A 12484-nucleotide genomic window follows, 5' to 3' on the forward strand; every position below is an offset into this window, starting at 1 on the left:
CATGTTAATAAAACTGGTAAACTGGCTTCGAGGATATCTAATCGTGCAAATCCGTGGTATATCACCGGAGCGGTTTATTAATTTATGCAGTTATAAAAAGATATTTATTTGGGATATCAGTAATAAGGCAGATATTTACCAATTTAAAATCACAGTAAAAAATTTTAAGAATTTAAAACCGATTATAAAAAAAACCGGTATTGTACCTCGGATAAATCAAAAAAGAGGGTTCCCTTTCTTTTTGTATCGAAACAGAAAGAGAAAGGGTTTTTTTATCGGAGGCTTTATCTGTATCTTGCTAGTATACATCATGTCCTTTTTTATATGGAATATCAGTATCCTCGGAGGCTCTAAGTATACACCGGAGGCTATGGTTAAGTTTCTGAATGATAATAAGGTCTATACCGGTATATTAAAAAAGAAGGTGGACTGCCAGGAAATTGAGGAAACCATAAGGCTTGCTTATAAAGATATCGGTTGGGTATCTGCAGAAATCAAAGGTACCAGACTAATTATTAAGATTACAGAAACGAATATGCCGGCTCCGGCTGAAATAGCGATTGCTCCCAGTCATATGATAGCAACGAAAGATGCAATTGTACAGAAAATAATTACAAGAACCGGTACCCCTATGGTAAAGCCGGGGGATGTAATTAAAAAAGGGGATATCCTAGTATCAGGTATTATAACCATTAAGGGAGATTTCGAGGATATCTTAGATTTAAAGCCTGTGATTGCCAGTGCAGACATTCTCTGTAAATCTTACTATGATTATCATGAAGAATTTTCTATGGACTACATAAAAAAAATATTCACAGATGAGAAGAAAAAAGGGTATTATTTTACGCTTCTGGGTAAAAAAATATTTTTATATAATCCTAGTAATTCCTATAATAGGTATGATATAATTGTTGAAGAAAATACCCTTCATATAACAGATACCTTTTATCTGCCGTTACGGTATGGTACGGTTACGGCAAGAGAATATGTACAAAAGGAGAGTACCTATTCACAGGATGAGGCTATTGCAATTGCAAAAGCAAGATTAAAACGATATTTAGACCGATTAATTGAAAACAATGTTTTAATTATAGAAAATAATGTTACAATATCAATAGAGAATAACACATGTATTGCTAAGGGTAGAATTATTGTAGAAGAACCTGCATGGGAATACAAAATAGTAGATGAGAGTGAGTGGAGGATTGAACAGCCGGATGAGCATAATGGAGACAATAATTGATATACCGGCCGAACATGAAAGAAATGTATTCGGTCAATTCGACAACTTTGTAAAAATCATAGAGAAAACCTTAAATGTAACGATCATAGCAAGAAACGGCGAGATTAAGGTCGTAGGAAGTGCAGAAGATGTTGTTAAGGCTAAAAGCGTATTTGTACAGCTGTTAGAGCTTTCCAAACGGGGCAATACCATAACGGAACAAAATGTCAATTACGCTTTATCATTATGTTTTGAATCAAAGGAAAGTGCGATTGTGGAGATTGATAAGGACCTAATCTGTCATACGATTAATGGAAAGCCAATAAAACCTAAGACCCTTGGACAGAAATCCTATGTAGATCAGATACGTAATAAAATGATTGTGTTTGGTGTAGGACCGGCAGGAACCGGAAAAACCTATCTGGCTATGGCGATGGGAATAACGGCATTTAAAAAAGATGAAGTCAATAAGATTATATTAACCCGTCCTGCAATCGAAGCAGGTGAAAAACTTGGTTTTTTACCGGGTGATTTACAAAGTAAAGTAGATCCGTATCTAAGGCCTCTTTATGATGCCCTTTATCAGATTATGGGTCCGGATGCTTATATTAAAAACACAGAAAAAGGTTTGATTGAAGTGGCACCTTTAGCTTACATGCGCGGAAGAACACTGGACAATGCCTTTATTATTTTGGATGAAGCACAGAACACCACACCGGCTCAGATGAAGATGTTTTTGACCAGAATTGGCTTTGGTTCAAAAGTTGTAATTACCGGTGATATGACCCAGAAGGATTTACCGAACGGTACGAAATCAGGACTTGATGTAGCTATTAAAGTTTTAAGTAAAATTGAAGATATCGGTTTTTCTTATCTGACCAGCCAGGATGTTGTAAGGCATCCACTGGTTCAAAAAATTGTTAAGGCTTATGAATCTTTTGAAGAAAGACAAAAGCGATATGAACTAAAAGGCCAGGAGAAAAACAGGAAATTTAACAGATTAAATTATAAATCTGAAAAGATCAGGGGTAACAGATATGAAAAAAGGTAAGATGGAAATAAGTAATGAGATTACAATGGGTGTAGAAACGATAGGAGGTACAATAAATCAAAGTAGTCAGGAAAATGATAAGAAACATATTCGTAATAAGAAAGCTTTTTTGACTGCTTTACCGATCTTATCTCTTCTGGAAGTAACCTTACTGGGTGTCGCTCGTAATGCATCAGGGATGGATACGATTAAAATGGGTATACTAACATTCATTCTTACAGCAGCTGCTATATTTTTTATCCAATTTCAGGAGGATGATTTTCTTAACAAGCCTTATGCAAAAAGCATTATTTTAATCAGTTATCTTGGATCCTTAGGTTTAATTATGATACCCTTTTCACCTGAACTATTCAGTTTTTGGATGCTTGGAGCCCTTCTGGTTGCAATGATCATAGACAGTCGGCTGGGAATGCTGTTTTATTTTAATCTTACTTTTATCCTAGGTATCAGTATATCTCTTCGTCCGGAAACAACGATTCAATTATTGATTATGGGAATACTAATGGGGTTATTGTCTACTTCCTTAAAGCAAAAGGCTACTGTAATATATGCTGGAATTATTATTTTATCAACAAACATTACTCTGGCTTTTATTATTAACAATTTTGTTTTTGAGACAGGTACAAATTATAACTATATAACATCATTTTTCAGTATCTTTGCGGTGCTTGTTACCGCCTTTTTATTGTCATCGTTCTATTTCAGACTAACGAAAGATATAGTACCTGTGATAAAAGAAGAGAAAGAAAATGAAACAGTTGCCGAGGTAGAACCGGAAGTTGCTGCGGGAAAAGTTTCCGGTGAAGTGACAATGATGATGGTTTCAGAAACGCAGGAAGCATTGGATACTCAGCCTTATGATAGGGATGTCCGGACAAGCTACGAGCTGTTGTTGGGGGAAGGCAATGAGATTCTATTAAGGATGAAGGAGTTTTCGGAGACACTTTATTCACACTGTATTATGATTGGAGAGTTGTCTTTTAAAGCAGCAAAAGAAATTGGGGCGGATGAGATGCTTGCAAAAGCCGGTGGTATTTATCATGAGGCCGGTAAGATTAATGGTAAAAACTATATAGAAGAAGGACTAAAATTAGCGGATGAATATTCATTTCCCAAGGAACTTCGGGTGATTATGAAACAGCACAATATCAAATATGAAAAACCAACTTCGGTCGAAGCGGCTATTGTTATGCTCTCAGATAACGTGGTTTCTACAATAGATTACATAAAGAAAACTGGAGATAAAAAGTATACGGTAGAAAAGATAATCGATAATATTTTTAAGATGAGAATGGATAAGGGAACCTTTGATGAATCTGGAATATCTGTAAAGGATTATAAGATACTGAAGGAATTTTATATGAATGAATTTAAGCATATGGAGATTTGACTCGCATAAAAAGAGATAAATGAAGCCTAGAATATGATGCCGGTAAGACATAGAATCTTAAAATAATTTAAAGAAAAAGTAAAATTTTTTATACTAAAAATCTTTAAGTAAAACTCTTAAAATAGTAATATTTATAAATAAATAAAAATCCTGATTTATGAAGGCTTGAAAGTTGTATGCCAATTTACAAAGATAGCTTGGAAAGGCGGTGTACCTGATTGACGTTTCAATTTAATTATGAAGCTATAGAACCATCGGAATTTGCATATGAGGAAATGATTCGTAAGGTAATAGAGGCTTGTCTTGATTATGAAGAATGTCCCTATGAAGCGGAGGTTAGTATTTTAATAACCGACAACACGGTTATAAGAGAGATTAATAATGAGTTTAGGGGTATAGATGCACCTACGGATGTTTTATCATTCCCGACGATTGAATTTTTGAAGGCCGGAGGTTTTAATGAAATTGATGAAAACACAGGGAATTATTTTCATCCTGATACAGGGGAATTGCTTTTGGGAGATATCGTAATATCAATGGAAAAAGCAATACAACAGGCCAAAGATTATGGTCATTCACTAGAAAGAGAAATCGCTTTTTTGACAGCTCACAGTATGTTTCACTTAATGGGTTATGACCATTTGACAGAGGATGATAGTAGTATTATGGAAATGAAGCAAGGTCAGGTACTAAACCAACTTCAGATATTAAGATAAAAATGTTTGATTTCACTTAAGTAGACAATAGTTTAATTTAATCTATTTTGGTGATTCTATATTTAAACTTATGGAAAGGTACGGTTAATACATGAAAAAAATAGCTCTTAGCTTACTTGTTATATTAATGATAGTTACATTAATAAGTTGTAAAAAAGATGACACGGATAATAATGGTAGTGCGATTAAGGACTACGTTGAAGATGATAATAAACAAAATGATATAACTCCTACACCCACACCCACCAATACACCTGAGGTCGAAATAACGGAAGTTCCGGAGGAGATTAGTCGTGAAGGTCAGATGAGAAGTTTTCTAACCGGTTTATGGGTCCCTGAAGAGGTAGGAAAAAAACGTCCCTATGCAATTCAGTTTAGTAATTTTAAAACAGTTTCAAATCAAAGCGGAATTGAACAGGCTGATATTTTGTATGAAGCTTTAGTTGAGGGTGGTATCACAAGACTACTGGGAATCGGTGAAAACTTTACCGGGGATCGCATTGGATCTGTTCGGAGTTCAAGACATTATTATGCAAGTTTTGCCGATGAATATGATGCCATCTATATTCATTATGGAAAGACGAAATATGCGGTCAGCAAACTAAAGGAGTTGAAAATTAATAATCTGGATGGTGAGACCGGAACCGACGGTAATGTTTTTTATCGGGATAAGACCATGAGAGCGCCTCACAACGCCTTCACCAGTCTTGACAGAATATTAAGAGGTATTGATAAAAGAGGCTATCGGACGGAGTATGAGGAAGGATATGAACCTCATTATTCATTTTATAAAGAGGATACGGATTTTGAAGGAGATACAAGTGCCAATAAAGTAACAGTCAAATTCTCCCCTTATACGTCCCCTTATTTGGTTTATAACAATGAGGACAAGCTTTATTACCGTTACCAATTCGGAGGAGTCCATAAAGATTCCGTTACCGGAAAGCAGCTGGCTTTTAAGAATATCATTATTCAATTCGTTAAGCAATGGGATATTGACAGAAATGATTACCAAACCATGGAGCAGAAGGATGCCACCGGTTCCGGTTATTATATCTCAAATGGTAAAAAAATCAATATAACCTGGAAGAAGAATGAAAAAAACCGTTTTATGCGTTATTATGATGAAACCGGGCAGGAACTTACGATGAATCCCGGTAAAACTTTTATTGCTATATTTCCGAATGATCGTACAAAGGATGTAGTATTAGAATAATTACCGATGATAAATTAAAGGAGAAAGACATGGCTACAAGAAAAAGCAGTAATCATTTTTTGGTGCAGGGCAGTATTTTGGCGGCTGCTTCCCTGATTGTTCGAATCATAGGATTAATATACCGCATTCCAATGCAGAGAATTATTGGAGATGAAGGAATGGGGTATTACAATTATGCTTTTGAAATTTATAATATTGCATTAATCCTATCCTCCTACAGTTTACCTTTGGCAGTTTCAAAACTAGTAGCCTCCAGAGGAATTAACAGGGAACATAAAAATGCATATAGAATATTCTTATGTGCTTTGGGTTTCGCTACCTTGGTTGGTTTGACAGCTGCTTCGATTATCTTTTTTGGAGCCGAGTTTTTTTCTACTGTTATTAATAATGATCCTAACGCAGCACTTCCTCTTAGGATTTTAGCTCCAACAATTTTTGTATTCTCTGTTATGGGTGTCTTTCGTGGCTTCTATCAGGGTAAGAATACAATGATCCCTACCGCAGTATCTCAGGTATTAGAACAGGTAATTAATGCGATTGTCAGCGTCATGGCAGCTTATCTTTTAGTCCGCAGTTATAGTGCGAATATTAATATAGCCGCTTATGGAGCAGCCGGCGGTACCATGGGAACTTTGATCGGAGCGATGGCAGCTTTGTTATTCTTAATGTTTGTATTTGTATTATATAAACCATACTTGAATAAACAAATGCATAATGACACATCCAGATACTTGGAATCCTATACCGATATAATTAAACTATTAATATTAACAATATCACCGATTATTTTAAGTCAGACGGTATACCATATTAGCGGATTAATTGATAATTCGTTGTTTGGTCATATTATGGCTACGAAAGAGGTTACACACTTTGATGAAACTGTGTTAACCAACATTCTTCCTGATCGGTTATATTCTGCTGAAAACAGAAGAGTTTTAATCGGAATTTACAGTAATAAATACCGATTACTTACGAATGTTCCGGTTGCGATTGCATCAGCAATAGGAGCTGCCATTATTACCAGTATTTCAGCAGCTAAGGTGAGAGGAATGGATGGGGTGATTCGAAGAAAAACCCATGCGGCCATTAAATTTAACATGTTAATCGCTATTCCTTCCGCTGTTGGAATGGGCGTTCTTGCTTCACCGATTTTACAACTTTTATTTAAAGATGCGAATCAATTATCCGCTAATTTTATACGATTAGGTTCCATCGCCATCATCTTTTTCTCCCTATCTACCGTATCTACGGCTATATTACAGGGGGTAAATAAATTAAAAATTCCGGTGATTAACTCAGCTATTTCCTTAGGTATTCATATTCTTCTGGTATTTATATTACTAAAGTTTACCCCACTCAGTACATATGCCCTTGTCATCGGCAATGTTACCTTCGCGTTAGTGGTTACCATTCTAAATTGGATATCCATAGAGAAATACTTAAATTACCGTCAAGAAATCATTAAAACATTTTTAATTCCTTTTGTTAGTGCGGGATTAATGGGTATTGCAGTTTATTTTACTTATGAGGGTTTGATTCGATGGACTGGAAATAATACATTATCAACGCTACTTTGCATAGGAGCAGCTATCATAATTTATTTTGCTCTAGTTATCTTCATGAAGGGTATTGAGGAAGATGAACTGACAAATCTTCCGAGAGGAGAAAAAATTATACATTTGTTAAAGAGACTACATTTACTATAAATGTATAAATAAGTAAATATTGGAGAATAATATATGCCAAAGGAGGGTTTCTAATGAGACTCAGAAAGGCATATATTTATCTTTTAAGTTTTATAAGTCTATCTGTCATGTTCAGTACATGTTATTATCTCAGCTACAAACATGCTCTGAATGAATTTAATCGGCGCGCTATTGAAAGAAACCTGGAATTTGTCGGGTTACAGGATAATACTATGCCGACACCGAGCGTGAAAGAAGAGAATAATGAAACGGTATCTGTGAATGTACAACCTGATACGATACTACCGTCAACAAAATACACACTTATGATATATGATATAAAATCCGGAACAAATGAAAAGTATGAACAAAACCCGCCGGGATATCTGGTTGGGCTAAACAGAGAAGAGGTACTGGAATATCTATCGGAATACATGAGTGATTTAACCTTATCGGAATACAATAAGGGTTTACTTTCCTATGAACTGATCGAATTCTCAAGTGAAGCGGTGGTCCTTAGAAAAAGTTATGACCCTGATATGGTTCCGTTTCGTTTTTATGTTGCCGTTAAGGATGGCTATGTTGTTGTGTATAACAGTGATTTAAAATCTGTGTTTAGTTATACCCATATAGAAGCAAAGAATTTACCTGAAGAGGATCGGATAGAACTAAGTAAAGGGATCTATCTTAATAGTATAGACGAGGTATATTCTTTGTTAGAAAGCTACTCGAGTTAGTAAAATTAAAAATTAATTAAGTGAATCTAAAGAAAGCCTTATAAAAACAAGAAACGCTTGAAATAATGTCTCCGGTAAAATATAATGAAACAAATATTAATTTGATTTTTATTATTTAAAATCAAAGGTTATTTGAAATCAAAAGTATTTTCATACAAATAGTGATTTCGATTTAAAAATATAGATTACTATTTGTAAGCGAACTGTTTATTATTTACTAACAAGTTTATTTCTAAACACAAATTCAATTGAAATAAATTTGGTTCATCAGGAGGCATTTTAGTGAATTTTGATGTTATCATTGTCGGTGCCGGAGCATCCGGTCTTATGGCAGCCATCACGGCTGCAAGATGTAACAGATCGGTGCTTGTGATCGAACAAAAAGACAAGGCAGGAAAAAAAATATTGGCAACCGGTAACGGAAAGTGTAACTATACAAATCTTGTCCAATTACCGGAATGCTATCGCAGTAATGACAGCGCATTTGCAATGAAGGTGCTGTCTTGTTTTGATGTTCATAAAACTATTAATTTTTTTCGGGAGCTCGGTATATATCCCAAGGAACGTAACGGTTATCTTTACCCTAATTCAGAGCAAGCGGTCAGTGTAGTTGAGGTGCTGTTAATGGAGTGTGATAGACTGGGGGTAACATTTGTATATGAAGAAAAAGTCATTGAGATAACACAGCCTTATTTTACTGTTCAAACAGAATACATTGGAACGGATACAAACAATAAGCTTAATTCAAATGTTAAAACCAATAATATAAAAAGTTTACAAAAATCGAATAGAAATTATGTGAACCAAAATAGACGGAATTTAAAAACTCATGTAGATAATAAAAACCATGTTATCAGAAAGAAATATTATGGAAGAAATTTGATTCTGGCAACCGGTGGATGTGCATCACCTAAGTTGGGTTCTGACGGAAGCGGTTATTCACTTTCGAAAAGTCTCGGACACTCTGTCATAAAACCTCTTCCGGCCTTGGTTCAGTTAAGAGCCTCGGATAAATATTGCAAGACCTTATCCGGTGTGCGTTCTGCTGCGAAAGTAACTGCGTTTATGGGGAATTCTAAATTAGCTTTGGAAGAGGGCGAAGTACTATTTACGGATTACGGTATCTCGGGTATACCTGTTATGCAGATGAGTCGTTTTGTTGCAAAAGCTTTGGATCAAAAGCAAAAGGTTGCGTTAGAAATTGATTTTTTTGCTGATTTATCGATGGAAGAGGTTACTCGGTTATTAAAGGAGCGAATTTCATATCATATGGGTAAAACTTTAGAGCAAATGTTGGTTGGTTTTCTTAATCATAAACTGTCCTATATCATGATTAAGGAAGCGAAATTGGATCCATACCGGCCTTGCAACACTTTAAAAGAGCATGAGATTATCTTACTAACTAAGCAGATTAAAAGCTTCCATATGAATATAATTGATACCAACTCCTTTGAGAATGCGCAGGTATGTTCCGGAGGTGTTGATACGAAAGAACTTAATCCGAAAACCATGGAATCAAAACTACTTAAGAATCTTTATTTAATCGGTGAATTGGTGGATGTAGATGGTACCTGCGGCGGCTATAACCTGCAATGGGCTTGGAGTTCAGGTTATCTGGCAGGACAAGCGGCAGGAATGAAATAAGATAATGTAATTATTAGATAATTATATTGAGCCTAAATCAAATAATAAATGGAACATAAGTAAGAAATAAGGTAGATAGATAATACATTGTCATTAAAATATACAGATAGTGAACAGTGATTAAAATATTAAGATAAGGAATTGTCATTATAATATACAGATAGTGAATTGTTATTATAATATATAGATGATATCATTAGCAGAAATAATAAGATGAAAGAATAACAGGAAAATAGCAAGTAACAGATTATGAGAAAGGTGTTTTATGATACGAATATCACAACTTAAATTACCTATAAGACATACACAACAGGATTTGGAACAGGCCGTATCCAAAGCTCTTCGTCTGAAAGCAATACAGATCGATCAGATTAACATTGTTAAAAAATCCATAGATGCCAGGAAAAAAAATGATATCAGATATATCTATACCATTGATGTTACTTTAAAGCAATCGGAAGGATTATACGAGCCAGAGGTAATCAAACGAAGCAAAAACGTAAATGTAGCTTACTCGGAGAAATCAGAGTATACATTTAAACCTTCCGGACAGAATAAATTAAACCATAGACCGGTTGTTGTCGGTACGGGTCCGGCCGGATTATTTGCTGCATGGCTTCTGGCCAAACACGGTTATCAGCCACTGGTTATAGAAAGGGGCGACGAAGTTGATAAACGAGTGAAAGCCGTTAAACATTTCTGGGAGAGTAAAGCCTTAGATCCGGAAAGCAATGTGCAGTTTGGGGAAGGGGGTGCCGGAACCTTCTCGGATGGAAAATTAAATACGATGGTGAAGGATGCTAACAATCGATATCCACTCATCATGGAGACCTTTGTAGCTCATGGTGCACCCTCCGAAATCCTATATTTGAACAAACCCCACATTGGAACAGATAAGCTTCGTAATGTGGTAGAAAGCATGAGAAAAGAGATTATACAGCTGGGTGGTGAGGTCCGTTTTCGAACCAAGCTGACGGATCTTTTCATTGAAAATAATAAACTGGTTAAAATCGAGCTGAATCATAAGGAGGTAATATCCTGTGAAGTGTTGATATCGGCCATTGGACATAGTGCAAGAGACACTTTTCTCATGTTCTTAAAACGGGGACTTATGCTTTCACCCAAAGCCTTTGCAATTGGCCTGCGGATGGAACATAAACAAAAGATGATCAGCCAGTCTCAGTATGGTGATGCTTATATTCATCTACCGGCGGCTGACTATAAGCTGACACACCAAACAAAGTCCGGAAGAGGAGTCTATTCCTTTTGTATGTGTCCCGGAGGTTTTGTGGTAAATGCCTCATCGGAGGAAGGACATCTTGCAGTGAACGGTATGAGTAATTATAATAGAGATGAAGAAAATGCCAACAGTGCCATAGTTGTAACTGTAACTCCGGAGGATTTCGGAAAGAATGAACCCTTAAGCGGTCTTTACTTTCAGCAAAAATGGGAGGCCCTGGCTTATAAAACAGGTAACGGGGATGTTCCAATCCAATTATTTGGTGACTTGTTAAGAAACAGAGAGAGTGTTACAATAGGTAATGTTACACCTAATTTAAAAGGAAAATACCGTCTGTCAAATTTAAATAATTGTTTGCCGAACTTTGTGTTGGAAGCAGTCATAGAAGGAATACAGGCATTTGATCATAAAATCAAGGGATTTGCTGAAGAAGAAGCTATTTTATCCGGAATTGAAAGCAGAACCTCATCCCCGATTAGAATTCACCGGGATGAAGCTTTTGAAAGTAATATTAAGGGCATTTACCCTTGCGGAGAAGGTGCCGGTTATGCGGGAGGTATCACCTCCGCTGCCATGGATGGAATTAAGATATTCGAAACAGTTGCTTCAAGATTCTTACCTATTTAAAATAATGAAATTCCACAAATGATAAACAGAACGTGCAAATGAAACAAATAAACGCTTGTTTCATGCAGTAAAAGGAGTATGTATGCAGGGAAGAGAAACATTAAAAGATAAAAAAAGAATCGTAGTTAAAATCGGTTCATCTTCTTTAACCCACAGTGAGACCGGAAGTCTGAACTTAGATAAGATGGAACGGTTGGTTCGCATCTTAACGGATTTAAGGAATCAGGGAAAAGATGTGATTTTAGTAACCTCAGGAGCAATTGCAGTGGGAAGAAAAGCATTGGGTCTTTTGGAAAAACCAAAGGAGAGATCTGTGAAACAGGCCTGTGCGGCGGTTGGTCAGGCCAGACTTATGATGGTATATCAAAAGCTGTTTTCTGAATATAATCAGATTGCTGCCCAGATACTTATGACAAAATACACGATGATTAATGATATCAGCCGAAATAATGCAAAAAATACCTTTGGAGAACTGTTTCACATGGGTGTTATTCCGATTGTAAATGAAAATGATACCGTATCTACGGAAGAACTTGATCTGGATTTTGGTGATAATGATACATTATCTGCCATCGTAACGGCTCTGGTGGAAGGTGATCTTTTGATCTTACTATCCGATATTGACGGATTTTATACAGATGACCCCCGTGAGAATAAAGATGCAGAGCTGATCTCCTGTGTGGAAGAGGTTAATGGTCAGCTTATCAGTATGGCAAAGGCCTCAACCGGTGGATCCCTAGGTACCGGAGGCATGGCAACTAAGGTGTCAGCTGCCAGAATAGCAACAGCATCAGGAGCTGATATGATCATTGCCAGCGGCGATAATGTTAGAAATATCAATTATGTTCTGGATGGGAAAGAGGTAGGAACCTTATTCAAGGCAAAGAAAACCAATAATTTTAATATTATGGATTACATTACAACAAAACAGTATCAAAAATAGATAGAAGGGA

10 protein-coding genes are annotated in these 12484 nt (G+C 36.1%); all 10 read left to right on the forward strand.

All coding sequences use genetic code 11. The features are described 5' to 3' along the window. The first annotated feature begins 1 nt into the window (after position 1). The 10 genes from yqfD (at position 2) to proB (ending at position 12474) form a co-directional block, all read left to right on the forward strand. Positions 2-1243, forward strand: a complete 1242-nt coding sequence (yqfD, locus tag I5677_RS11155) for a sporulation protein YqfD (RefSeq protein ID WP_197661668.1) — start codon at positions 2-4, stop codon at positions 1241-1243. Then, the gene (locus I5677_RS11160) at positions 1218-2273 is read left to right on the forward strand and encodes a PhoH family protein (protein WP_197661669.1); all 1056 of its coding nucleotides are present in this window, start codon (positions 1218-1220) and stop codon (positions 2271-2273) included. Before yqfD ends, I5677_RS11160 begins: the two co-directional genes overlap by 26 nt. After that, the gene (locus tag I5677_RS11165; RefSeq protein WP_197661670.1) at positions 2260-3663 is read left to right on the forward strand and encodes an HDIG domain-containing metalloprotein; all 1404 of its coding nucleotides are present in this window, start codon (positions 2260-2262) and stop codon (positions 3661-3663) included. The genes I5677_RS11160 and I5677_RS11165 overlap by 14 nt, the downstream gene beginning before the upstream one ends. A 218-nt stretch (positions 3664-3881) precedes the next feature. Then, entirely contained in the window at positions 3882-4379 is a 498-nt protein-coding gene (gene ybeY / locus I5677_RS11170) for an rRNA maturation RNase YbeY (RefSeq protein WP_197661671.1), read from the forward strand. 91 nt (positions 4380-4470) lie between these two features. Continuing rightward, a complete protein-coding gene (locus tag I5677_RS11175) occupies positions 4471-5595 on the forward strand; it encodes a DUF3048 domain-containing protein (RefSeq protein ID WP_197661672.1) in 1125 nt (374 codons plus the stop codon). Between the two features lie 29 nt (positions 5596-5624). After that, on the forward strand, positions 5625-7304 hold the full coding sequence (locus tag I5677_RS11180) for a putative polysaccharide biosynthesis protein (protein ID WP_197661673.1): 1680 nt from the start codon (positions 5625-5627) through the stop codon (positions 7302-7304). A 53-nt stretch (positions 7305-7357) separates the two neighbouring features. After that, positions 7358-8020: a BofC C-terminal domain-containing protein gene (locus I5677_RS11185; protein ID WP_197661674.1), complete on the forward strand. Its 663-nt coding sequence runs from the start codon at positions 7358-7360 to the stop codon at positions 8018-8020. 282 nt (positions 8021-8302) lie between these two features. Beyond that, positions 8303-9664 carry a BaiN/RdsA family NAD(P)/FAD-dependent oxidoreductase gene (locus I5677_RS11190; protein ID WP_197661675.1) on the forward strand — a complete coding sequence of 454 codons (1362 nt, stop codon included), beginning with the start codon at positions 8303-8305 and terminating at the stop codon, positions 9662-9664. A gap of 265 nt (positions 9665-9929) precedes the next feature. After that, a complete protein-coding gene (locus I5677_RS11195) occupies positions 9930-11531 on the forward strand; it encodes an NAD(P)/FAD-dependent oxidoreductase (RefSeq protein ID WP_197661676.1) in 1602 nt (533 codons plus the stop codon). Between the two features lie 82 nt (positions 11532-11613). Then, positions 11614-12474 carry a glutamate 5-kinase gene (gene proB, locus I5677_RS11200; RefSeq protein ID WP_197661677.1) on the forward strand — a complete coding sequence of 287 codons (861 nt, stop codon included), beginning with the start codon at positions 11614-11616 and terminating at the stop codon, positions 12472-12474. Positions 12475-12484 lie beyond the last annotated feature (10 nt).

Source organism: Mobilitalea sibirica (assembly GCF_015999265.1).
GTDB classification, from domain to species: Bacteria; Bacillota; Clostridia; order Lachnospirales; family Lachnospiraceae; genus Mobilitalea; species Mobilitalea sibirica.

Coding starts and splice junctions, on each gene's coding strand:
- I5677_RS11195 (WP_197661676.1), top strand. CDS start 9,930: ATGATACGAATATCACAACTTAAATTACCTATAAGACATACACAACAG.
- I5677_RS11175 (WP_197661672.1), top strand. CDS start 4,471: ATGAAAAAAATAGCTCTTAGCTTACTTGTTATATTAATGATAGTTACA.
- I5677_RS11165 (WP_197661670.1), top strand. CDS start 2,260: ATGAAAAAAGGTAAGATGGAAATAAGTAATGAGATTACAATGGGTGTA.
- I5677_RS11160 (WP_197661669.1), top strand. CDS start 1,218: ATGAGCATAATGGAGACAATAATTGATATACCGGCCGAACATGAAAGA.
- I5677_RS11185 (WP_197661674.1), top strand. CDS start 7,358: ATGAGACTCAGAAAGGCATATATTTATCTTTTAAGTTTTATAAGTCTA.
- I5677_RS11180 (WP_197661673.1), top strand. CDS start 5,625: ATGGCTACAAGAAAAAGCAGTAATCATTTTTTGGTGCAGGGCAGTATT.
- proB (WP_197661677.1), top strand. CDS start 11,614: ATGCAGGGAAGAGAAACATTAAAAGATAAAAAAAGAATCGTAGTTAAA.
- yqfD (WP_197661668.1), top strand. CDS start 2: ATGTTAATAAAACTGGTAAACTGGCTTCGAGGATATCTAATCGTGCAA.